At 74.1% G+C, this 22740-nt stretch carries 18 protein-coding genes; 11 read left to right on the top strand and 7 right to left on the bottom strand.

What is annotated here, in order from left to right; genetic code table 11:
- Nucleotides 1-124 precede the first annotated feature (124 nt).
- From ACI8AF_RS03260 to ACI8AF_RS03250, 3 genes are all read left to right on the top strand, one after another.
- Nucleotides 125-1804, top strand: coding sequence for a hypothetical protein (locus ACI8AF_RS03260; protein WP_456538224.1), 1680 nt, complete (start codon nt 125-127; stop codon nt 1802-1804).
- A gap of 70 nt (nt 1805-1874) precedes the next feature.
- Nucleotides 1875-2882, top strand: coding sequence for a sigma-70 family RNA polymerase sigma factor (locus tag ACI8AF_RS03255; RefSeq protein ID WP_456538223.1), 1008 nt, complete (start codon nt 1875-1877; stop codon nt 2880-2882).
- A 73-nt stretch (nt 2883-2955) separates the two neighbouring features.
- The gene (locus tag ACI8AF_RS03250) at nt 2956-3318 is read left to right on the top strand and encodes a hypothetical protein (RefSeq protein WP_456538222.1); all 363 of its coding nucleotides are present in this window, start codon (nt 2956-2958) and stop codon (nt 3316-3318) included.
- 78 nt (nt 3319-3396) lie between these two features.
- Here ACI8AF_RS03250 and ACI8AF_RS03245 read toward each other — a convergent pair whose 3' ends face one another.
- A complete protein-coding gene (locus ACI8AF_RS03245; protein WP_456538221.1) occupies nt 3397-4029 on the bottom strand; it encodes a TPM domain-containing protein in 633 nt (210 codons plus the stop codon).
- Nucleotides 4030-4127: 98 nt separating this feature from the next.
- A complete protein-coding gene (locus ACI8AF_RS03240) occupies nt 4128-4799 on the bottom strand; it encodes a 4'-phosphopantetheinyl transferase family protein (protein ID WP_456538220.1) in 672 nt (223 codons plus the stop codon).
- 468 nt (nt 4800-5267) lie between these two features.
- On the opposite strand from ACI8AF_RS03240, the gene ACI8AF_RS03235 reads away from it, so the two are divergent.
- The 3 genes from ACI8AF_RS03235 to ACI8AF_RS03225 are packed head-to-tail and all read left to right on the top strand — an operon-like array spanning nt 5268 to nt 11495.
- Nucleotides 5268-9419, top strand: a complete 4152-nt coding sequence (locus ACI8AF_RS03235) for a Pls/PosA family non-ribosomal peptide synthetase (protein ID WP_456538219.1) — start codon at nt 5268-5270, stop codon at nt 9417-9419.
- Complete coding sequence (locus tag ACI8AF_RS03230; RefSeq protein WP_456538218.1) at nt 9416-10786, top strand: heparan-alpha-glucosaminide N-acetyltransferase domain-containing protein; 1371 nt, start codon at nt 9416-9418, stop codon at nt 10784-10786. The genes ACI8AF_RS03235 and ACI8AF_RS03230 overlap by 4 nt, the downstream gene beginning before the upstream one ends.
- On the top strand, nt 10767-11495 hold the full coding sequence (locus ACI8AF_RS03225; protein ID WP_456538217.1) for a BPL-N domain-containing protein: 729 nt from the start codon (nt 10767-10769) through the stop codon (nt 11493-11495). The genes ACI8AF_RS03230 and ACI8AF_RS03225 overlap by 20 nt, the downstream gene beginning before the upstream one ends.
- 68 nt (nt 11496-11563) lie before the next feature.
- Here the strand turns inward: ACI8AF_RS03225 and ACI8AF_RS03220 are convergent, their stop codons facing one another.
- Nucleotides 11564-12703, bottom strand: a complete 1140-nt coding sequence (locus tag ACI8AF_RS03220; RefSeq protein ID WP_456538216.1) for a hypothetical protein — start codon at nt 12701-12703, stop codon at nt 11564-11566.
- A gap of 252 nt (nt 12704-12955) precedes the next feature.
- Between ACI8AF_RS03220 and ACI8AF_RS03215 the strand changes: the two genes are divergently transcribed.
- The 4 genes from ACI8AF_RS03215 (at nt 12956) to ACI8AF_RS03200 (ending at nt 18365) form a co-directional block, all read left to right on the top strand.
- Nucleotides 12956-14368: a M1 family aminopeptidase gene (locus ACI8AF_RS03215; RefSeq protein WP_456538215.1), complete on the top strand. Its 1413-nt coding sequence runs from the start codon at nt 12956-12958 to the stop codon at nt 14366-14368.
- Nucleotides 14369-14972: 604 nt separating this feature from the next.
- Entirely contained in the window at nt 14973-15248 is a 276-nt protein-coding gene (locus ACI8AF_RS03210; protein ID WP_456538214.1) for a hypothetical protein, read from the top strand.
- 119 nt (nt 15249-15367) lie between these two features.
- Entirely contained in the window at nt 15368-16393 is a 1026-nt protein-coding gene (locus ACI8AF_RS03205; protein WP_456538213.1) for a chemotaxis protein CheB, read from the top strand.
- 4 nt (nt 16394-16397) lie between these two features.
- The gene (locus ACI8AF_RS03200) at nt 16398-18365 is read left to right on the top strand and encodes a CheR family methyltransferase (protein WP_456538212.1); all 1968 of its coding nucleotides are present in this window, start codon (nt 16398-16400) and stop codon (nt 18363-18365) included.
- A 6-nt stretch (nt 18366-18371) separates the two neighbouring features.
- Here the strand turns inward: ACI8AF_RS03200 and ACI8AF_RS03195 are convergent, their stop codons facing one another.
- The 4 genes from ACI8AF_RS03195 to ACI8AF_RS03180 all read right to left on the bottom strand — a co-directional run bounded on the left by ACI8AF_RS03195 (nt 18372) and on the right by ACI8AF_RS03180 (nt 21483).
- Nucleotides 18372-19643: an ANTAR domain-containing protein gene (locus ACI8AF_RS03195; RefSeq protein ID WP_456538211.1), complete on the bottom strand. Its 1272-nt coding sequence runs from the start codon at nt 19641-19643 to the stop codon at nt 18372-18374.
- A complete protein-coding gene (locus ACI8AF_RS03190) occupies nt 19640-19996 on the bottom strand; it encodes a hypothetical protein (protein WP_456538210.1) in 357 nt (118 codons plus the stop codon). Before ACI8AF_RS03190 ends, ACI8AF_RS03195 begins: the two co-directional genes overlap by 4 nt.
- A 91-nt stretch (nt 19997-20087) precedes the next feature.
- Nucleotides 20088-20717 (bottom strand): VanZ family protein, encoded by a 630-nt coding sequence (locus ACI8AF_RS03185; RefSeq protein ID WP_456538209.1) that lies wholly within the window; start codon nt 20715-20717, stop codon nt 20088-20090.
- Between the two features lie 94 nt (nt 20718-20811).
- Nucleotides 20812-21483, bottom strand: a complete 672-nt coding sequence (locus tag ACI8AF_RS03180; protein WP_456538208.1) for a response regulator transcription factor — start codon at nt 21481-21483, stop codon at nt 20812-20814.
- 42 nt (nt 21484-21525) lie between these two features.
- Here ACI8AF_RS03180 and ACI8AF_RS03175 point away from each other — a divergent pair, with 42 nt between their 5' ends.
- Nucleotides 21526-22698, top strand: a complete 1173-nt coding sequence (locus ACI8AF_RS03175; RefSeq protein WP_456538207.1) for a sensor histidine kinase — start codon at nt 21526-21528, stop codon at nt 22696-22698.
- The last annotated feature ends 42 nt before the right edge of the window (nt 22699-22740 follow it).

Below are 22740 nucleotides of genomic sequence, written 5' to 3'. Positions count from 1 at the left end.
CGGGGTTCGGGCTGGCCCGACTGCGGATAGCTGGTCATCTCGGCCGCCGATCGTCCCCGGGCCGCCGGGCCGGTGTCCAGCGGCCTCACTACTGTCGGGGAGACGGGGGGAAACGGAGGGGAGCGTGCGACTCCATCGCGGCGCGGCCGTGCTCGCGGCGACGGTCCTGCTGACCGGCTGCACCTCGTTCGCCGACGACGAGGGGGACGGCGGCGGGTCCGGCGAGGCCCGGGCGGCCACGACGGCGCCGGCCGAGGAGCTCACCGTGGTGGCCGACGAGGACCCGGTGGCCGCGGCGGTCAGCACCAGCCGCGCGCTGTACGGGTCCGCCGACGTCGTCGTGATCGCCCGGGAGGGGGACGACGCCGGCACGCTGCTGGGCGCCTCGGCCGCCGTGGGCCTCGGCGTGCCGCTGCTGCTGGAGCGCGCCGGGGGGGCGGTGGACGACGGCCTGGCCGCCGAGGTCGACCGGCTCGGGGTGGACACCGTGCTCGCCGTCGGGGAGGCCGAGGGCTCCGCGCTGGGCAGCGCCACGGAGGAGGACGGCGCCCAGGTCACCCGCGAGACGATCGCCGTCCCCGCCGATCCGGAGGCCGTGGCCGCCGCCGGCGTCCCGCTCGGCGGGACCGAGGAGGTGGCCCCCGACGACGCGGTCGCCGCGGTCGCCGCGATGGACCCCGAGCAGCCGGCCGCGCTGCTCCCCGGGGGCGCGGGTACCGCGGGGACCGACGACGCCCCGGAGGAGCTGCCCGAGGTGGCGCGCGCCGATCCGCTGGGGGACGTCGTCGTCCTGGCCGTCGGCGGCCCCGAGGACGTGGCCGGCGCGGCCACCGCCCGGGCGGCGGGCGCGCAGGTCGTGGTGACCGGCGGCAGCGCCGACCCGCGCGCGTCGGCCGACGTCGTCGACGCGCTGTCCGAGCACGACGGCAGCGTGCTGGCCCTCGGGGCGGGCTTCGCCGCGGAGGACGGGCTGGACTGGAAGCTCGCGACGGCGCGCAGCGGCGTGCAGCTGCCCGGCGGGGGGCAGACGCTGTTCCCCGGCCGGATGCTCGTGGCGCTCTACGGCAGCCCGGGCACCGGTGCGCTCGGGGTCCTCGGCGAGCAGGACGTCGACGCCAGCGTGGAGCGGGCCCGCGAGCACGCCGCCCCCTACGAGGACCTGGTCGACCGGCCCGTCGTCCCGGCGTTCGAGATCATCGTGACCGTCGCGTCGTCCGTGCCGGGCCCGGACGGCAACTACTCGACCGAGCTCGACCTGGAGACCATCCGGCCGTGGGTCGAGGCGGCGGGGGAGGCCGGGATCTACGTCTTCCTCGACCTGCAGCCGGGCCGCACCGACTTCCTCACCCAGGCGCAGGCGTACCAGCCGCTGCTCGAGCTGCCGCACGTCGGGCTGGCCCTCGACCCCGAGTGGCGGCTGGGACCGAACGGCGTGCACCTGCAGACGATCGGCTCGGTGGGGGTGGACGAGGTGAACGCCGTCATCGCCTGGCTGGCCGACCTCACCCGCGAGCGGCAGCTGCCGCAGAAGCTGCTCGTCGTCCACCAGTTCCAGCTCCGGATGATCACCGACCGCCAGCGGCTGGACCTCTCCCGCGACGAGGTCGCGGTGACCATCCACGCCGACGGGCAGGGGGCGCAGGGCGACAAGCAGGCCACCTGGAACGCCCTCCACCAGGACCTGCCGCCGGGGCCGCTGTTCTGGGGCTGGAAGAACTTCTACGACGAGGACCTGCCGATGCTCACCCCCGAGCAGACGGTCGCCTCGGTCAGCCCGGTTCCCGATCTCGTCAGCTACCAGTAGTCCGGGGGCTCCCGGACTGTCGGTGCGCTGTGGTGTGCTGGGCGCCCTTCGACGAGAGGAGTGGTCCGCGGTGACCAGCGTGGCGATCGGCCCGATGGAGCAGCTCGACCCCCGACTGCTGGAGCACCGGCGGGAGCTGACCGGCTACTGCTACCGCATGCTCGGGTCGTCGTTCGACGCCGAGGACGCGGTGCAGGAGACGATGGTCCGGGCCTGGCGCGGGCTGGGCGACTTCGAGGGCCGCTCGGCGCTGCGCTCCTGGCTGTACCGGATCGCCACCAACGTCTGCCTCGACCAGCTCTCCGGCCGGCAGCGCCGCGCGCTGCCGATGGACCTCTCCGGTGACCCGTGGCAGCCGGTCGAGTCCTCGCTGGCCGCCCGCCGCCCGGGGACGGCGTGGGTCGAGCCGGTGCTCGACCGCATGGTGCTCGCCGACGACGCCGACCCCGCCGAGCGCGCGGTCGAGCGGGAGTCGATCCGGCTGGCGTTCATCACCGCCCTGCAGCACCTGCCGCCGCGGCAGCGGGCGGTGCTGCTGCTGCGCGAGGTGCTGCGGTGGAAGGCCGAGGAGGTCGCCCAGCTGCTCGACACCACGGTCGCCTCGGTCAACAGCGCCCTGCAGCGGGCCCGCGCCACGCTCGCCCAGGTCGGCGGCCGGCCCGACCCCCAGCCGCTCGACGCGGAGCACCGCGAGCTGCTCGACAAGTACGTCGACGCCTTCGAGCGGTACGACATCGACGCCTTCGTGCGCCTGCTGCACGACGACGTCGCCCAGCACATGCCGCCGTTCGAGATGTGGCTGCGGGGCGCCGACGACATCGCCACCTGGATGCGCGGGCCGGGTGCCAAGTGCGAGGGCTCGCGGGTGTTCGCGGTGTGGGCCAACGGCCAGCCGGCCGTGGCCCAGTACCGGCTGCGCGACGACGGCGGCCACGAGCCGTGGGCGCTGCACGTGCTCGACATCGCCGACGGCAAGGTCGTCCGGATCAACAGCTTCCTCGACCTCGACCAGCGGCTGTTCACGACGGTCGGCCTGCCCGCGGCGCTCGCCCCGGGCGAGCCGTTCACCGTCGCCTGACGGGGGACGCGGCCGGTTCCGCACGGTTCCGCAACCGGTTGACGGGCCGGTCGGGGTGCAGGAACCTTCGGCAATGACGGTCATCGCGCTCCCCACGCACGGACGCTGGACCTGGGACGCGCGCGGCGACGGCCGCGCGGTCCGCGTCTCCACGCACCCCGACGTCGGGCTGCTCAACGTGAGCATCTGGCGCGCCGACGTCTGCGTCGGCACCGTCCGCCTGACCGCCGCCGACGCGGCCGGCCTGGCGAGCAGCCTCACCGACGGCATCGCCCGCCTGGTGACGCGGCCGGAGCCGGTCGCCGAGCCCGACCGTCTGCAGGAGCTCGAGGCCCGGATCATCCGCCTGGAGAGGCGCCGGCCCGCACCGCTCTGGCGCCGCGTCCCCACGGCCGTCGCCGCCTGGGCGGGGAGGACTCCCGGGCGCCGCCGGTGACACGGGCCCTCGACGTCACCGTCGCGGTGCGTGGGTCCACCGACGACGCGTCGGGTTCGGTCGGCCCGCGATCGGCCGCTACTCCGACGGGGGAACCCTGCCCCGCCTCCGGGACAGCAGGTGGGCGACGAGGAGGACCGCCGCCAGGCCGCCGATGACGGCCACCGTGGTCCCGGCGGACCACGACGGCGCCTGCGACTCCTCCTCTGCAGAACCGGCCGGTTCCGTGGAAGCGGCCGGTTCCGTGGAAGCGGCCAGTGACCGCAACCGCTCGGCCAGGGTGATCACCGCGGCGTCCCAGTCGGCGGCCTCGAGCTCGGGCACGACCTCGCCGGCCATCAGGTCCTCGACCTCGACCTCGGACAGCGGGAAGGACTCGGCGACCCACCACCCGTACTCGTAGGCCTCGTCCCCCACCGCCACGGCGACGAGCATGTCCGAGTCCCGGAGGCCGGAGAGCCGGGCCGTCTCCTCGACCCAGTCGGTGTCGCCCTCGGTGTCGAAGGAGGACACGAAAACGGCATGGAGATCGATGGCGCTGGCCGCCGCCAGGTCGGTCAGCGCGGCCTGGACCGCCGGCTCGTCGCTACCGAGCACCTGGACCTCGTCGGTGATCTGCTCGGTCAGGACGAGAGCGGGTTCGCCCGACGCGGACCCGGGGGTCAGCAGGACCAGCGCCAGTGCTCCGAGCACCACGAGCGGTCCGCGCACACGCACCTCACCGAGTCCGAGCCGGCGGGACACCGGGTGCCCGACTGTACGCAGGCCGGGAGAACCGCCACGGCGGCCGGGACGCGTTCCGGACGTCCCTACCCGGGGGAGGCGTCGTCCGCCGAGGTCCGGCCGTCGGCGAAGGAGCCGACCACGGGGAGGGCGGCGCCGGCGGCAGCGACCACCGCGTCCAGCGTCCCGTCGAACCAGTCCACCAGGTGGAGCTGCCCGTGCCGGGTGAGGGTTCGCCCGTCCGGTCCCACCCGCATGGTCCGCGGGTCGATCTCGATGTCGCAGGCCGAGTCCAGCGTGGCGACGCCGACCTTCACCAGGCACTCCTTGAGCACCCAGTGGCGGAGGAACTCCCTCACGGGGTCGGGCGCGGATCGCACGCGGACGACCTCGGCCTCGGTCAGCGCGAGGGGCAGCCCAGCTGTTCCCAGGCCGGCATGGGGTCGCACCGCCTCGATGTCGACCCCGACCGGCTGCCGGCCCGCTCCCGTGACCACCGCGCCCCGGGTGTGCGCCAGGCTGACGTGGACAGCGGGCAGACCGGACAGCGAGGGGCGGCCGTGGTCGGCCGATCCGCAGTCGGGGCAGCGTTGCGTGACCTCGAAGGTCTCGATCGGCAGGCCGGTGAGCCGCGCTGCGTTCCACCGGACCAGCAGGTGGGCGGCGGCCCGGGCGTCTCGATCGTCGGGGTGGCGGAGTGCGGCGCAGCGGCGCAGCTCGACGGCGGTCAGGAGCCGGTGGTCGAGCGTCCGCAACACCTCACGGGTCCGGGCGGCGAGGACCAGGGGCCCGTCCGTGACAGTTCCACGACCTCGCAACACCCTGCCTCCTCGATGGCTCGCCGGCCGTCCCCGCGGCCCCCGTGGACGTGCCCCTGCCGTCCCGCCGCGGCGCGGGAGACGTCGCTCCCGCGCCGTCCCCCGAAACGAAAAAATCCAAAAAAATCGGGATCTCGTGAGCGAGTCGTGACCCTGCGCAACCCACCGCGCGTCGCAGGGCCAGTCCTGACAGGGGTGAGGCACTCGTTGACGGCCAGTCATCAACGATCACGCGGCCAGGGCCGGCCCGGCTCCTGCCCGCACGACGGAACACCTCGGCGGGGAGCGCTGCCCGACATACGCACCTAGCGTGCACAACATGAAGTCGCAACACCGGAACCCGGCTGGATGACAGCGCCGCGGGACCAGTTCGGTTCGTTCCCCCCTCTCTCCGACGACGCCTCGTGGGTGTTTCGCCCCCCGACCACCGCCTCCGGCACACCGGCGAGCACCACGTCCCACCAGGGCCGCACGCGCACCGCGTCCCGCTACCGCCTGCACGAGAACCTCGTCGAGGAGCTCTCCGGCTCCGCCACCGCCTGCACCCGCCTGAGCCGGTACTTCGAGCGCACGTGCGACGACCGCCCTTCGGCCACCGCCCTCGAGTGCGAGGGCGAGCACATCTCCTACGCCGACCTCGATGCGCGCGCGAACCGCCTGGCAAACCTCCTGGTGGCCCGTGGCGTGGGCAGCGGCATCCGCGTGGGGATCCTGCTGAACCGCTCGGTGGACACCTACGTCGCGCTGCTGGCGATCACCAAGACCGAGGCGACGTTCGTGCCGATCGATCCTGCGGCACCCGCCGACCGGCTGCAGTACGTCGCCGAGGACTCCGACGTCGAGCTCGTGGTGACCACCACGGCGTTCGCCGCCTCGTGCGCCGGCCTCCCCTGTCCGACGCTCGCGCTCGACGAGGTCGGACCGGAGCTGGCCCTGCAGCCGAGCACCCGCCCGGGCATCGAGACCGCCGGGGACCCGGTCTGCTACGTCATCTACACGTCGGGGTCCAGCGGTCGCCCCAAGGGTGTGGAGATCACCCAGTCCAGCATCTGCAACTTCATCGGGATCGTTCCGCCGTTGTACGGGGTGGAGCCCTCCGACCGGGTCTACCAGGGCATGACGATCGCCTTCGACTTCTCCATCGAGGAGATCTGGCCGACGTGGGCGGTCGGGGCGACGCTCGTCGCCGGCCCGACGGACGGCCGACGGGTGGGGTCCGGGCTCGCGGATTTCCTGGAAGAGCAGCGGATCACGATGATCTACTGCGTCCCCACGGTGCTGGCCACGCTCGACCGCACCCTCCCGCTGATCCGCACGGTGAACGTCGGCGGCGAGGCGTGCCCGCGGGAGCTCGTCGACCGGTGGGGCCCCGGCCGCCGGATCCTGAACACCTACGGACCGACCGAGACCACGGTCACCTGCACGATGGCCGAGCTGCAGCCGGGCAAGGCGGTCACCATCGGCCGCCCGCTGCCCACGTACCGGATCGTGCTGCTCGACGACGACCTGCAGCCTGTTCGCGCCGGTGAGGTCGGCGAGATCTGCGTCGGCGGCCCCGGCGTCGCCCGCGGTTACGTGAAGCGGCCCGACGTCACGGCCGAGCGCTTCATCGCCGACCCGCGGGGCATCCCCGGGGAGCGGATCTACCGCACCGGCGATCTGGGGCGGTTCCTCCCCGACGGCGAGCTCGAGTACCTGGGCCGTGCGGACAGCGAGGTGAAGGTGCGAGGGCACCGGGTCGACCTCCAGGAGGTCGAGAGCCTGCTGCTCGAGCACCCGCAGGTGACGGCCGCCGTGGTCACGCTGCTGTCCTCTCCGGGCAGCGGCGGGGAGCTCGCCGGGTACGTCATCCTCCGGGACGACCACGGCCGCGCCGCGACGCCGGGCGAGGACGAGCCCGGCGGGCGGGCCGACGCGGTGATCTCCGAGCTGCACGACATGCTGTCCCAGCAACTGCCGCCGTACATGGTGCCCGCGTACATGGACGTGGTCTCCGCCATCCCCATGCTGCCCAGCGGCAAGGCCGACCGCGGCCGGCTCCCCGAGCCGACCCGCTCGCGCCTCATCCGCACCGAGCAGGACCACGAGGCACCTGCGACCCCCGCAGAGGCGTGGATCGCAGGGCTGTGGGAGGCGGCCCTCCGGCTGCCCTCCGGGTCGGTGTCGGCGTCGGCGAACTTCTTCGACGCGCTGGGCGGCCACTCCCTGGTCGCGGCGAACGTCGTCTCGGCCATGCGGGAGAGCGACCTGGGCGCGGGCCTGTCGATCTCCGACTTCTACCGGCACCCCACGGTGCGCGACCTCGCCGCCTTCCTCGAGGACGGCGCGAGTGCCCGACCCGACACCCTGGACCTGGAACCCCGGGCGCCCCGGTCGGCTCCACCGACGGGAGGTCGCGTGACCGCGTTCGGGTCGGCGCAGGTGGCCGGCCTGTACGGCGTCCTCCTGCTGTTCCTCCTGCCGATCGCCGTGCTGTACGGGATCCACGACGGCCAGCCGTCGGTGGCTCTCGTCGTCCAACTCGCGATCGCCCTGCCGTCGTTCTACCTGCTCGCACGCTGGGTCCTGCCGATCGTCGGCTCCCGGCTGCTGGCGCGCGGCCTGCAGGTCGGTGACCACCCCCTGTGGGGTCACGTGCACCTGCGGGTCTGGATGCTGCAGAAGCTGATGATGATCTCCCCGCTCACCGTTCTCAGCGGTTCCCCCTGGGCGGCGACGTATCTACGGCTGGCCGGCGCCGAGGTCGACGACGACTGCCACATCGGGACGGCGGACATCTCGCTGCCCTCGTTCCTGCGGGTGCACCGCGGCGCGACGGTCGGCTACGGCACCCAGTTGCACGCCCACCGCGTCACCGAGGGCGTCCTGACCATCGGCCCCGTCACGGTCGGACCTGGAGCGGTCGTCGGGTCCGAGTGCGTGCTCGAGTGCGACTCGGTGGTCGGCGAAGGGGCGATCCTGCGGGATGCGTCGCTGCTGCAGTCGCACCGGGAGATCCCGGACGGCGAGACGTGGGCCGGCTCTCCGGCCCGCCCGTCGCCCGAGGCGGCCGACCCGGCGATGGAGCTCATGGTCAGCTGCCCGTCCGCACCCCGCACCTGGTCGCGCGCGCTCCTGGCCGGGTTCGGCGGGGGAGTGCTCCTGCTCGAGCTGATGCCGTTCCTGATCATGCTGCCGACGGTGGCGCTGGTGTGGTGGACCCTGCTCACCTACGGGGTGGCCGCCGCGCTGCTCGCCACGGCGCTGTCCGGCCCGCTGTTCGTGGCCACCTCGTGCGCCCTCGTCCTCGGAACCCGTCGCCTGATCCTGCCGGCGACGCAGGAGGGGGTGCACCACCTGCGGTCGCAGCTGGGCCTGGAGAAGTGGCTCGGCGACAAGCTGCTCGAGCTCAGCCTGCTGATGAACAACACGATGTACTCCACCCTCTACACGCCGATGTGGCTGCGGGCGCTGGGCACGAAGGTCGGCGCCGGCGCCGAGGTGTCGACCATCGCCAACATCGATCCCGACCTGCTCACGGTGGGCGACGGCAGTTTCGTGGCCGACATGGCCACCGTCGGCAGCGCGTCGTACGCCAACGGGCACGTCGCCTTCCAGCGGACGGAGATCGGGTCGCGCGCCTTCGTCGGGAACGCGGCGTTCATCCCGTCGGGGTCGCACCTGGGGGACGGGTCGCTGATCGGCGTCCGCAGCGTGCCGCCCGCCGAGGGTGTGCCCGCGGGCACCGGGTGGCTCGGATCGCCGGCGTTCTTCCTCCCGCGTCGTGAGCTGTTCGAGGAGTTCACCGAGGCCGAGACGTTCGCACCGTCCCGCCGGAGGGTGCAGGCGCGGTACGTGATCGAGTTCTTCCGGATCGTCCTGCCGAGCTCGATCCTCGGCGTCGCGACCTTCGCCACGTTGTACGGGCTCTCGACGGTGGCGGTCAGCTGGGGCCTGCTCCCGACGGTCCTGCTCGCCCCGCTGGTCGCGCTCGCCTCCAGTGTCGCCGTCGTCCTCTTCGTGGCCGCGGTGAAGTGGCTCGTCATCGGGCGGTACAAGCCGCGCGTGCGCCCGTTGTGGAGCGGCTTCGTCCGCCGCACGGAGTTCGTCACCGGCATCTACGAGGCCGCGGCGGTGCCGGCCCTGCTCGCCTTCCTCACCGGCACCCCGATCCTCGGGGCCACACTGCGCCTGTTCGGCACCAGGGTCGGGCAGCGGACGCTGATCGACACCACGTACGTCACCGAGTTCGACCTCGTCGACATCGGGGACGACGTCTCGGTCGGCACCAATGCGTCACTGCAGACGCACCTCTTCGAGGACCGCGTCATGAAGATGGACCGCGTCACGCTCCGCGACCGGGCGAGCGTCGGCGCGAAGGCGGTCGTCCTGTACGGCTCCGTGGTGGAGGAGGACGCCTCGCTGGTCGCGATGTCCCTCGCGATGAAGGGCGAGGTGCTGCCGGCCGGGACCACCTGGTGCGGCATCCCGGCCCAGAAGGTCAGCCGCCCGCCGACGCCTCCGGCGGCGCCCGTCGGGCGCGGGCGGTCCACCTCGGTGACGACGGCGGAACGACGATGACGGCGAACCCGCAGAGCCCCGCCGAGGGGGTCCTCGACCGGTCCGGCCAGCCGGTAGGCGCGGGGCCGGCGACCCGGGAGGTGCCGTCCGCCGGGGCGTCCCCGTTGGCGCACGCCTGCGAGCCTGCGCCGTCGGGGGACGTCTCGGGGACCCCGTCGAGCACGGCCGGGTCGCAGCGGTCGAGCACCCGCCTCATCGGGATCGACGCCGCTCGCGGCGTCGCCTTGATCGGCATGATGGCCGTGCACGTGCTGGACCCGGTGGGCGCCGACGGGACGCCGTCCCTCTCGTGGAACCTGGCGGCAGGCAAGTCGGCAGCGCTGTTCGCGTTGCTGGCCGGTGTCGGGGTCGCCTTCTCCAGCGGCCGGCGTCGTCGCCCGCGGGGGCGGGCGTGGGTGGCCTCGGCGGGCTCGCTCGTCACGCGTGCCCTGATCATCGGCGCGGTGGGCCTGCTGCTCGGATACCTGGTGCCCCGCGGCCTGGCCGGCGTGATCCTGCCCTACTACGCGCTGCTGTTCGTCCTCGCCATCCCGCTCCTGTCCTTGTCCACCAGGGCGCTCCTCCTGACCGCGGCGGCGATCGTGGTCGGCATGCCGGTGCTCAGCCATCTGCTGCGGGTGGGCACGGAGACGGCCACGGCCGCCAACCCGACCTTCGGCGACGTGACGGCCCGTCCCGGTGGGCTGCTGACGGAACTGGCGCTGACGGGCACGTACCCGGCTCTGATCTGGGTGGCCTACCTGTGCGTCGGCCTGGCCGTCGGCCGAGCGCTGCTGTCGTCCCGCCGGGTCGTCGTGCTCATGACCCTCGTCGGCCTGGGGCTCGCGGTGTCCTCGCGGGTGGTCTCGTGGCTGCTGCTCGACGTGCTCGGCGGTCGCACGGAGCTCGAGGCGGTGGCCCGGCAGTCGCTGTCCGCGGAGCAGTACACCGACCTGCTGCTGTGGGGGCCTTCCGGCGTCACCCCGTCGGACACCGCGTGGTGGCTGGCCACGGTCTCCCCGCACTCGAGCACCCCGCTGGACCTCGCCTTCACGATCGGCGTGGGCCTGGGCGTGCTGGGGGTGTGCATCCTCGTCGGCCGGACGACGACGGCCTGGCTGCGGCCGATCGCGGCCGCGGGCAGCATGACGTTGACGCTGTACTGCCTGCACCTGCTGATGCTCAGCTCGCCGTTCCTGCCGGAGGACGACGTCGCCTCCATGCTGGTGCAGGTGCTGGTGGTGGTCGGCTTCGCGCTCGCCTGGAGCCGGTACCACGCACGCGGGCCCCTGGAGGACCTCGTCGCGGCGGCCACGAACGGCGTCAGGCGCAGGATCCTCGCCGGAGGCCGCGCGGAGGAGACCAGCGGTGGCCCCAACCGGGCCTGATTCCCCGGAGCGGGACGGCGGCCCGCCGCTGGCCCTGGTCTACCGCGGTCCGGCGTCCACGCCGGGCTGCCCGGAGGCGGTCGCCGCAGCTCTCCGCCGCAGCCGGTGGGACCTCCGGGTCCGCTTCGTCGGTCCCGGGGAGCAGGTGCAGGTCACCCCGGCCGTGCTGGCCGACGCCCGGCTCTACGCGCAGCCCGGTGGTGGCGGCCTGCGCGCGGCTCACCGCCGGGTCCGGCGCTCCACCGGGGCGGTGCGCGACTTCGTCCGGTCCGGCGGCGGGTACCTCGGTTTCTGCCTGGGTGGCTACCTCGCGGGGGAGACGCCGGGCTTCGGCCTCCTCCCCGGCGACGCCGACCGCTTCATCTCCTCCCCGGGGGCCCGACCGGACCACGCGGGCGACAGCCTGGTGACGCTGACCTGGAACGGGCGGCGCCGGGAGATGTTCTTCCAGGACGGTCCCTGGTTCGACCTGGACGCCGAGCGCGGGCCGGCCGAGGTGCTGGCGACCTACGACAACGGTCTGCCGGCCGCGGTCGTCGCACCGTTCGGTGCCGGGGCGGTGGGTGTCGTGGGGCCGCACCCCGAGGCCTCGCCCGACTGGTACGGCGACAGCGGGCTGCCGGTGCCGGCCGACCTGCACGCCGACCTCACCCAGGACCTCGTCGACCGGGTGATGGGTCTCGGCCGGGCGCCGGTCCGGGGCGACTGATCCGGCGGTCGGACGGGCGGACCGCCACCGGTGGGCGCCGCCCGAGGACGGGGCGCCCACCGGCGCGATCAGGAGGCGTCGAGCAGGCGCCCGACCGTGCTGCCGAGCCGGCCGTCGAGAGCGTGCCCGACGCCGACCGGCCACTCGTGCGATGTGACCACGCCGCGGCCGGCGTACCACCGCTCGCCGGCCTGCGCGCCCCAGGCCGCGGTCAGAGGAACGGCCGTGTCCGCCGTGCCGGTGTACCAGTGGCCGCGCACGCCGGCCATCCGGGCGGCGGTCACGCCGGCGCCACCGTCGGCCGGCGGGCCGCCCCCACCGAACACCACCCAGCCGCCACCGACGCGCAGCAGCTCCGGGTGCCGGGGGACGAGGAAGCGGGTGACCTCCTGGGCGCCGGAGGAGAAGCCGGTCAGCCACAGCTCGTCGACCGGGTAGTTCTCGAGCTGGGTCTCGATCAGGTCGGCGAGGAAGTCGGCGTAGGCGCTGGTGTCGCCGGTGTGCCAGCACTCGCAGGCCTGGTCGGGGCTCTCCACGGCCAGTGTGATCGCGTTGCGGGCCTTGGCGGCGGCGACCAGCCCGGACGGACCGCCCAGCGCGTAGGGCGAGGTCGGGTTGTCCACTCCGTACTCGCCGGTTCCGTCGGCGTAGACGACGAGGCCCACCGGGCGGGACGGGTCGATGCCGCCGGCGTAGAGCAGGTAGCGGCCGGACTGGCCGTTGGCGGCGGTGAACGTGCTCCGCGGCCGGTCGGTGAACGCCCCGCCCGATCCGCCGCTGGGGGTGCCGGTGCCGCTGGGGGTGCCGGCTGCGGCCGCGGGCCGCGTGCCCGAGGGGCTCGCGGGGGGCGCGGACTCCGGCTGCACCTCCTCGGGGGCCTCCGGAACCGACTCCTCCGGTGATTCCGCAGCCGGCGGGGGCGGCACCTCGGTGGCCGGTTCGGGCGAAGCGGTGGCGGGTTCCTCGACCGGCTCCCCGGCCTCGGGAGCTGGCACCGCGGGAAGGCCGTCGTCGTGCGGCGTGCCGGCGCCGGCCGGGGACGGCACGCCGGCGTCGCCGGGTGCGCCGGCGTCCGCGGACGCCGATGGTCCTGCGCCCGCTGCGTCGAGGCCGAGGTCCTCGGGGCCGCAGGCCGCGGTCAACGAGATCAGGGCGACGGCCGCGACGACGCGGGCGCAACGGCGGACGGGGGAGAGGGAAGTGCGCACGGGAAGAAGTTCCTCCGGATGCCCGCGCCGATGGCCACGGACCGTGATTGCAAAGTGACGTACCGATGCTGGCACATACTCAGTGCATCCAAAAGGTCACGCTCGGGTAACACGTATCTCAGAGGTTCACGCCCCCCGCGCACTCTGCCGATGACGGTCTGGATGGGCGTCTGCCGGTCGGTCCGGCGAGGATGGCGCCGGCGCGTGAGGATGGGAGGGGCCGGCCGGCCGGACCACGCGACGAGGACAGGGATGCGTCGACCCCGACACTGGTACCTGGCGGCTGGGTCCTGCCTCGTGGTCCTCGTGGGCGGGTGTGGTGCACCGGAGGCCGCACCGCCGGAGGCCGCACCGCCGGAGCCCTGGCCCGACCGTCCGGTGGTCGAGCTGCGCTTCGAGGTGGCCGAGGACCTGGCCTCGGTGGCGGGCTGGGAGCGCATCACGTTCACGCCCGACCTCCCGACGTGCGAAGTGGTGCTGCGCGCCTGGCCGAACAAGCCGGCCACCGCGCGGGCGGGTAGCTCCCTGGTGGTGTCCGAGGTGCGCGTGGACGGCCGGCTGCGGGACCCCGTCGACGTCGTCGCCGGTGCACCGGAGACGGCGCCCGCCGGCACCCTCCTGGAGGTCCCGCTCGAGGACTGTGCCGCTGCGGGCGACGAGGTCACGGTGGAGCTCGAGTTCGACGTCGAACTGGGCGAGGACGTCGACGAGCGCGTGGGTACCTCCACCACCGCCGAGGCGGCGTGGTTCGCCACTGCCTTCCCCCTGCTCGCGTGGGAACGTGGCCGAGGCTGGGAACGCGGTCCCGCGGTCGCGGTCGACGGGGAGATGGCGGTCAGCGAGGACTTCAGGCTCGCCTCGCTGGAGGTCGTGGCGCCGTCGGCCCACGACGTGCTCGGCACCGGTCGTGCAGCCGGCACCGAGGACGGGCCGGACGGGACGACCGTCCACCGCTTCACGGCGCCGGCCGTGCGGGACGTCGCGGTGTCGGTCGGGGACTTCGACGTGGTCGACCGCGAGATCGAGGGCATCCGGGTGCACGTGGCCACGGATCGGTCGGTGGAGGAGTCGGTCGCGTCGGACTGGCTGGACCAGATCGACGAGTCCACCGCGGACCTCGTCGACCTGCTGGGTCCCTTCCCGTACGACGACCTCTGGGTCACGGTCCTGTCCAGCCAGTCGAGCGGGATCGAGTTCCCCGGGGCGATCCAGTTCGGTGACGTGGAACCCGACGAGCGCCGGGGCCTGGTGACCCACGAGCTGGCCCACATGTGGTTCTACGGGCGGGTCGGCAACGACCAGGGCGAGGACCCGTGGATCGACGAGTCGTTCGCGACGTTCGCGCAGGTGGTGGCCGACGGCGAGCAGTCCGAGCCCTACGAGCACGTCTTCGACGACGACATGCCGCCGGTGGGTGGCTCGATGCCCTACTGGGCCGAGTTCGGCCGACCCAGCAGCACGTACTTCGACACCGTCTACACCCTCGGCGGCGCGGCTCTCGTGGAGGCCCGTGACCGAGCCGGGCACGAGGCGTTCGACGCCGCGCTCGCGGACTACCTGCGGGTGAACGCCTACTCCGTCGCCACCCCCGCCGACGTCCGAGAGGCGTTCGACGAACTGCCGGAGGTCCTCGCGGTGCTGCGGGAGGTCGGCGCGCTGCCCTGACGCCCACCGGCGCGCCGTTCTCGAGGTGCACAGGCGCCGGACAGGTCGTGGACCGGGAAACCGCAGGTACCGCGCCGACAGTGCTCGGCATGTCGCTTCCGACCCCGATCGGCTCAGAGGTGGGGCCGGACGCTGCCGCCCTCCCTCGGCCTGTGCCATCCTGCCTCCCGGATGAACACCTCAGGGCTTGCCTGCTCACGGGGGAGGTGAACATCAGCGCGGCGTCCCGCCGTGCTGAGGACGACGGCATGAGTGTTGCTGCCCATGACCCCGCGCTCTGCGACGGACGCGGATGCTCCGTGCACCACCCCAGCGATCACCACATGCGGGACTGGCCGAAGAGCTGGAGCGCCTACCGCGGCTTCTTCTACCGCCGGTGCGCGCACGGCTTCGGTCACCCCGACCCCGATGACGTCGTCGCTCTCCAGTCGGTCGGTGGCGTGCCCGCTGCCCATCCCTGTGACGGTTGCTGCATCGCTCCCCTTCGAGACGCACGCTGAGCGGCGGACCTGGATCCGGCTCTGCGCCGGCCTGACGGGGCCCGCACCGCTGCTCGGCGGTCTAGCCTGGGGAGTGGGTGGTCGGAGAGGGGCCGGGAACTGCGATGCCGGGCGGGGCGGAGGGCGAGCCGGCGGTGGCGTCCGCCTACCGCCGCACCGGCCTGACCCCCCGCGAGGTCTGGTTCCGCTACCTGGCGCTGGGCGGCGATGCCGACGAGGTGTCGGTCGAGGCCCAGCTGCACGGCCTGCTGATGCTGCCGCCGGGCGAGTTCAACGTGCTCGCCCAGGCCCTGAACGAGGAGCTGGACGACCTGGCGGACCAGGGGCCGCGGGTCTCCCCGGCGCGGCTCGCCGAGGAGCTGCGCCGACCGGGTCAGTGAACCGCCCGGCCGAGGGCGGGACCCCGTGCACCGACCGTCGCGTGGGAGCATGATCGCTCCTGCACGCGTCGCCGGTCCGCCGGCCACAGCCGGTCCCGGCGGCGAGAAGGAGACGGTTCATGGCGCGGCGTGACCTCGTGGTGGTCGGTGCCTCGGCCGGTGGGGTGGAGGCGCTGGGGGACTTCCTGCGCGGTCTGCCCCCCGATCTGCCCGCGGCCGTCCTGGTCGTCCTGCACATGCCGTCGACCGCGCGCAGCGAGCTGCCGGCGATCCTCGACCGCTCGTGCCGGCTGCCGGTGCGCCCGGCGGTCCACGGCGACGAGCTGGCGGCCGGCACCGTGCTCGTCGCGGTGCCCGACCGGCACCTGATGGTCGTCGACGGGCACGTCGCCCTGACCCGCGGCCCGCGGGAGAACGGTCACCGTCCCGCGGTCGACGTCCTCTTCCGGTCGGCCGCGCGTGCCGCCGGGCGCCGGGTCGTGGCCGTCGTCCTCTCGGGCGTGCTGGACGACGGGACCGCCGGCATGATCGCCGTCCGGTCGCGGGGCGGGCTCGGCCTGGCCCAGGACCCGGGCGACGCGCTGTTCCCGAGCATGCCGCGGCACGCCGCGGAGGTCGGCGGCGCCGACCACGTCCTGCCGGCCGCCGCGCTGGGTCCCTTGCTGGGCGACCTGCTCGCCGCGGAGGTCGACGACGTGGACGAACCACCGCCGAGCGAGCTGATGGAGACGGAGACGGCGATGGCGAACCTCGACATGGACGCGCTCAACGCCGACGACCGCCCCGGGACGCCGTCCGGCTTCGGCTGCCCGACGTGCCACGGCGCGCTGTGGTCGATCACGGAGGGCGGGCTGGAGCGGTTCCGCTGCCGCGTCGGGCACGCCTGGTCGCCCGAGGCGCTGGCCGCCGAGCAGTCGCAGGCGCTGGAGTCGGCGCTGTGGATGGCGCTGCGCGGGCTGGAGGAGCGCGCTGCCCTGGCCCTGCGCATGGGCCAGCAGGCCGACGAGCGGGGGCACCGGCTCAGCGCCCGGGTCTTCCGCGAGCGCCACGACGAGGCCCAGCAGGCGGCCGCGCTGCTGCGGCGGATGCTGGTGCAGGGGGAGCTGAACGGGGAGGAGCTGCCCCGGAAGGCGGAAGGAGCATGACCCGGTGACCGAGCGGACCGACGCGACCGCGGGGGACGGCATCCCCGACGAGCCGGGATCGGGCTCGGCCGAGGAGCTCGTCGCCCAGCCCGACGACGCCGACGCCGGCGACGGGGGCGGGCCGGACGTTGCCTTCGAGGGACAGGAGACCGCGTTCGAGGCTCTGCTGGTCTTCCTGCACGAGCGACGCGGCTTCGACTTCACCGGGTACAAGCGGCCCAGCCTGATGCGCCGCGTGCGCCGGCGCATGGACGAGGTGGGCATCGACTCGGTCACCGAGTACCAGGACTTCCTGGAGGTGCACCCCGAGGAGTTCACGCCGCTGTTCAACACCGTGCTGATCAACGTCACCAGCTTCTTCCGCGACCGCCCGTCGTGGGACCACCTGCGCGACCAGCTGCTGCCCGGTGTCCTCGCCGCGGTCGGGCCGACGATCCGGGTGTGGAGCGCCGGCTGCGCGTCGGGGCAGGAGGCCTACAGCCTGGCCATCCTGCTGGCCCAGGCGCTCGGCGCCGAGCAGTTCCGGCAGCGGGTCAAGATCTACGCCACCGACGTCGACGAGGAGGCTCTGGCGCAGGCCCGCCAGGGGGTCTTCGGCGAGCGGGAGCTGACCGGTCTGACCCAGGCCGAGATCGAGGAGTACTTCCAGCCGGAGGGGGCCCGGTTCGCTTTCCGCAAGGACCTGCGGCGGTCGGTGATCTTCGGCCGCAACGACCTGGTGCAGGACGCCCCCATCTCGCACGTCGACCTGCTGCTGTGCCGCAACACCCTGATGTACTTCAACGCCGAGACCCAGCGGCGGATCCTCGGGCGGCTGCACTTCGCGCTCAACCCCGAGGGGCTGCTCTTCCTCGGCAAGGCCGAGATGCTGCTGTCGCACGCGCAGCTGTTCGCCCCGGTCGACCTGACCCGCCGGTTCTTCCGCAAGCGCAACGGCGTCCCGGCGGCCGACCGCCGTCCGGCGCCGCCGCTCCCGCGGGGGGCTCCCTCGAGCGGGGAGGGGGAGCTGTCCCGGCTGCGGCGCGAGGCGATGCTCGCCTCCCCGGCGGCGCAGTTCGCCCTGGACGCCGACGGGCGGCTGGCCATGGTCAACCGGCAGGCCGAGCGGCTGCTGGGCGTCGACGCCCGGGACGTCGGACGGCCGATCCAGGACCTGGAGGTGTCCTACCGGCCGGTCGAGCTGCGGGGGGCCATCGCCGAGGCGGTGGCCGGCCGCGGCCCCGTCTGGCTGCGCGGGGTCGAACGCCGCCGTCCCGGCCAGGAGGCGGACGTGTTCGACGTCCAGGTCGTGCCGCTCCTCCGGGAGGACAAGTCGCTGCTGGGCACGACGGTGATCTTCGAGGACGTCACCCAGTACACGCGCCTGCGCGAGGAGCTGGAGTACTCGAACCGGCAGCTGGAGACCGCCTACGAGGAGCTCCAGTCGACCAACGAGGAGCTGGAGACCACCAACGAGGAGCTGCAGTCCACGGTGGAGGAGCTGGAGACCACCAACGAGGAGCTCCAGTCCACCAACGAGGAGCTGGAGACGATGAACGAGGAGCTGCAGTCGATGAACGACGAGCTCCACACGGCGAACGAGGAACTGCGCAGCACCACCGAGGAGGTCGACGCGCTCAACCGGTTCCTCAGCGGGGTGCTGGGCAGCTTCCGGGTGGGGGTCGCCGTCGTCGACCCCGACCTGCGGGTCCTCGCGTGGAACACCGCCGCGGAGGACCTGTGGGGGGTGCGGGAGGACGAGGCCATCGGGCAGCACCTGCTCGGCCTCGACATCGGCCTGCCCCTCGACGGCCTGCAGGCGCTGCTGCGCCGGCAGATCGGCGGTGACGGGGCGCCGCACGAGGCGATCGAGCTCGCGGCGGTCAACCGCCGGGGCCGCCAGGTGCTCGTCCGTGTCACGGTCAGCCCGTTCCAGCCGTCGCCGCGCGAGCAGGAGGGCGCCGTCGTCCTGATGGACCCGATCAAGGCCTGACCGATCTCACTCCGCGACCCGCAGCACCTCGTCGGCGTGTCCGCCGACGATGAGCGCGGCCAGGTCGCGCACCTTGACGTTGAGCCGGGAACTGACCTTGACCAGGCGGGCGAACGCCTCGTCCGCGTCGCCGCCGAGTCGTGCCATGAGCACCCCCTTGGCCTGGTCGATGACCGCCCGTGAGGTGAGCGCGCGCTCCAAGTTGTCGGCGAGGGTCTCCATCGCCGCCCGCTCGGCGACGGTGCGCAGGACGCCGGCCACCGCGGCGGTGACCAGCTCGGCGACCCGGCGCCCGGCCGGCGCGAAGCCCTCGCGCCGGCCGGAGTAGACGTTCACCGCACCGACGATGCCGTCCTCGCCGGGCACCGGCAGCGCGAGGACGCTGCGCACGGCGCCCTCGCCGGCGATCCCGGCCAGCGCCGGCCAGCGGGCGTCGGCGGTGACGTCGTCGCTGATGACGACCTCGCCGGTGTCGTAGGCCTGCCAGCAGGGGCCCTCGCCGGCCCGCACCTGCAGGCCGTCGAACTCCTGCGCCTGCGCGGAGTCGCTGCCGAGGCGCTGGGGCTCGATCGGGTGGCCGAGCGTGATGCTCACCCAGTCGGCGCCGGGGACGGCGCCGGTCACCAGCGTGGCCATCCGGCTCAGCATGCGCTGCCGGTCGACCTCGCCGACGGGCATCCCGCTGAGCTCGGACAGGGCCGTGGCGAGCCCGATGACGGCGGGCGAGGCCAGCGGTTCCGGCTCGTCGCCGGGCTGCGGCTCGGTGCCGTCGGGTACGACCACCCATTGGACGCGGACGTCGGCGGCGGACTCGCCGACCGCCTCGGTGAAGCCGAACAGCCGGACGGGGAAGGCGGGCTGGGAGCGCGGGCGCAGGGTGACGGCCAGGTGGCGCTCGGACGCCGTCCCGTTGCCCAGCACGCGCAGCGCCGAGCGGAAGGCCTTCACGTCCTCGGGGGCGAGGTAGACGCTCAGCGGCTTGCCGTGCAGCCGTGGCAGCGCGGTGCCGAGGCGCGCGGCCATCGCCGGGTTGACCTCGACGAGGGCGCCGGCGCCGTCGGTCAGGCACAGGCCCACGGGGACCAGTGCCGACAGCTGGCCGCGCCAACGCCGCTCGGCGTCGTGCTGCAGCAGGAGCTGGGTGATCTGCTCCTGCTGGACGCGCATCTCCTCCTCGGCGACACGCAGCTCCTCGGCGGCCACCTGCACCTCCGCCAGCTCGGCGAGCAGACGCTCCGGCGTCGTCCCGGCAGGCAGCGGATGGCTGTCCTCGGTCACGCCATCTCCTCGGCGCCCTGGGCCCGGTCGGCCGCGGCGTCACGGCGGTGCTCCTCGGCCCGGCGCCGGTGCTCCTCGACGTCCCCCACACGGAGTTCGGCCGCGCGCTCGTGCGCTGCGGCCGCGCGCTCGTGGGTGCGGGCCGCCCGCTCGTGGCTGACGGCGGCGCGGGCGTGCGACTCCTCGGCCCGGCCCCGTGCCTCGTCGGCGTGCCGACGGGCCTCGGCCACGTCGTCGGTGTTCGACCGTCCGCCTGTCGCCAGCCGGGTCAGCCGCTCGGAGACCTCCTCGGCGCGCCGTCCCGCGGAATGACTCCGCTCCGCCGCCCTGTCCGCCGCGTCCTGAGGGTCCATGGCTGCCCCCCCCCTTGTCGAGGACTGCACACCCAAGCGCAGCACAACGGAGGGTGCCCCCGCACGTCGGCGCTACCCGCCGCGGCCGCGTTCACCCCGCACGATCAGCGTGGAGGGCGGGACGCCGCGTGTCCACAGGTTGCGTCCGCCCGTCTCGTCCGCTTCCCGAGCGGCGCCGGGCGACGACGAGCACCACCAGGGCGGCGGTCGCGCCGAGGGCCGCACCGAGGGAGTTGGCGACGACGTCGGCGAACGCGCCGACCCGGCTGGTGAGGGCGGCCTGGTAGCACTCGATGCCCAGCGAGAGCAGCGCGCAGGCCAGCGCGCCTCTCACCGGCGCGCGGAGGAGCAGCGCGAGGAGGAAGCCGAGCGGCACGAACAGCACGACGTTGAGCGGGCCGTCGCCGGCGTGCTGCCAGGCGGTCAGGTCGCCCGGCCGCGGCGCGAGGTCGGCCAGCACGTGCGCCGGGACGTCGTCCTCCAGGCCGAACGCCGTCCACCCGCCCCAGGGCACGATCGTCACCCCGAGGACGACGGCGAGCCCCGCGCCGGTCAGGAAGGTGAGCCCGCGTCGCCGTCGCACGACCGCGGCGAGAAGGACGGCGAGGAGGACGCCGGCCGCGACGGTGGCCGGCACCGACGGCGCCCGCGCGATGGTGTCGAGGTACCCGGCGAACGGCGCGGGCCCGTCGGGGAGGAACGGCCGGTCCGCGGGGGTCACGGCGAACCGGCCGTCGTCCGGCGCGCCGGCGGCGTGGCTGTGCGCATGCGGCCACCCTGCGCGGACCGACGTCGCCTCTCGGTAACGCGCGGGCTTATGCCTCGCTCACATCCCCGAAGCGGTAACCCACGCGCGGGACGGTGGTGATGACGGGCGGGTCGCCGAGCTTGCGCCGCAGGGTCATGACGGCGACCCGGACGGCGTTGGTGAAGGGGTCGGCGTGCTCGTCCCAGGCCTTCTCGAGGAGCTCCTCGGCGCTGACGACGGCGCCGTCGGCCTGCATGAGCACGTTGAGGACGGCGAACTCCTTGGGCGTGAGGTCGAGCAGCCGGCCGTCGCGGAACGCCCGGAACCGCGGCACGTCGAGGACGACGCCGGCGCGCTCGAGCACCGGCGGGGTGCCGACGGGCGGTCGTCTGGCCAGGGCCTGCACCCGGGCGGCGAGCTCGGCGAAGGCGAACGGCTTGGTGAGGTAGTCGTCGGCGCCGAGGGAGAGGCCGTCGACGCGGTCGCGGATCCCGCTGGCGGCGGTGAGCAGCAGGATGCGGGTGCCGACCTTGGTGTCGACGGCCCAGCGGCAGACGGCGTCGCCGGTGGCGCCGGGCATGTCCCGGTCGAGGACGGCGACGTCGTACCGGTTGACGCCGAGCCGCTCCATGGCCGCGGCGCCGTCGTAGCAGACGTCGACGGCCATGGCGAGCTTGCGCAGCCCCTCGGCGATGGTGTCGGCGAGCAGGACCTCGTCGTCGGCGAGCAGCACGCGCACGGTCGTTCAGGCTCCTGGACGTCGGATAAGGACGGGATAAGCATGCGTCGGATCCCCGTGCAGTCGGCGGTAGCGTCGCCGGGCGTGTGGCTGACCCCGCGCCGGCGCGCCGCCGTCGCCGTCCTGGTGACCTGGCCGCTGGCGTACTTCTGGGTGGACTTCACCGTCACCACCGTCAAGGGGCTCGTCTACCACCTGCGCGGGACGCCGCCGTGGCCGTACTGCTCGGGCGGCTGGGTGAGCGTGACCAACGGCTGTGCGTCCTACAGCCCAGGGCTCGCCGTCGTGGAGCTGCTGGTGGCGCTGGCGGTGGCGGTCGTCGTCGCGGTGGCGCTGGCGCGGTGGGTGATGCACCCGGTGCGGGTGCTGGCCGAGAGCGTGGGCCGGTTCGGCCCGGCCAGCCTGGCGCTGCGGCTGCCGGTGGGCGGCGGTCCGGGTGACGAGACCGGCCAGCTGGGTGCCTCGTTGAACGCCGTGCTCGACCGGTTGGCCGAGGGCTACGAGGCGCAGCGTCGGTTCGCGGCGACGGCCTCGCACGAGCTGCGGACGCCGCTGGCGACGCAGCGGGCGCTGATCGAGGTCAGCCTGTCCGGGTCTTTGACCCCTGAGCAGCTGGAGCTGCTGTCGCGGCAGCTGCTGGCGACGAACGAGCGCAACGAGCAGCTGGTCGACGGGCTGCTGACGCTGGCCGAGACCGACCGGGGCCTGATGACTTCCGGGCCGGTACCGCTCGACGAGCTGGTGCCGGCGGCGGCCGAGCAGTTCCGGGCGGCGGCGGTGGCTGCTGACGTGACGCTGTCGGTGGAGGCGGCGCCGGTGACCGTGGTGGGGGAGCGGCCGCTGGTCGAGCGCCTGGTGGCGAACCTGGTCGGCAACGCGGTGAAGTACAACGAGCCGGGTGGCTCGCTGTGGGTGCGGGTGGACGACGAGGGCGTGCTGAGCGTCGAGAACACCGGGCCGGTCGTGCCGGCCGAGCAGGTGAACGGGCTGTTCGAGCCGTTCCGCCGGCTGTCGGGGGAGCGGCTGGCGCACAGCGGCGGGGTGGGGCTGGGGCTGACGATCGTGCGGTCGATCGCGGCTGCGCACGACGCTGTGGTTGCGGCGGAGGCGCGGCCGGGCGGCGGGCTGCGGGTGGCGGTGCGGTTCCCGCGGGCGTCGGCGGGCCGCGTGGCTCGTGCCGCCGACCCGGCGGTGCCGCGGATAAGCGTGGGGTAAAGACCAGCTGAACGTCGGTGTGACCGCCGCTTCTGCAGCCTG

The sequence above is a fragment of the Blastococcus sp. SYSU D00669 genome, from assembly GCF_054050715.1.
The sequence above is the reverse complement of the archived record's forward strand: the minus strand, read 5'-3'. Positions and strand labels throughout refer to the sequence as shown.

Coding starts and splice junctions, on each gene's coding strand:
- ACI8AF_RS03190 (WP_456538210.1), bottom strand. CDS start 19,996: ATGGACCCTCAGGACGCGGCGGACAGGGCGGCGGAGCGGAGTCATTCC.
- ACI8AF_RS03215 (WP_456538215.1), top strand. CDS start 12,956: ATGCGTCGACCCCGACACTGGTACCTGGCGGCTGGGTCCTGCCTCGTG.
- ACI8AF_RS03250 (WP_456538222.1), top strand. CDS start 2,956: ATGACGGTCATCGCGCTCCCCACGCACGGACGCTGGACCTGGGACGCG.
- ACI8AF_RS03205 (WP_456538213.1), top strand. CDS start 15,368: ATGGCGCGGCGTGACCTCGTGGTGGTCGGTGCCTCGGCCGGTGGGGTG.
- ACI8AF_RS03210 (WP_456538214.1), top strand. CDS start 14,973: ATGCCGGGCGGGGCGGAGGGCGAGCCGGCGGTGGCGTCCGCCTACCGC.
- ACI8AF_RS03175 (WP_456538207.1), top strand. CDS start 21,526: ATGCGTCGGATCCCCGTGCAGTCGGCGGTAGCGTCGCCGGGCGTGTGG.
- ACI8AF_RS03230 (WP_456538218.1), top strand. CDS start 9,416: ATGACGGCGAACCCGCAGAGCCCCGCCGAGGGGGTCCTCGACCGGTCC.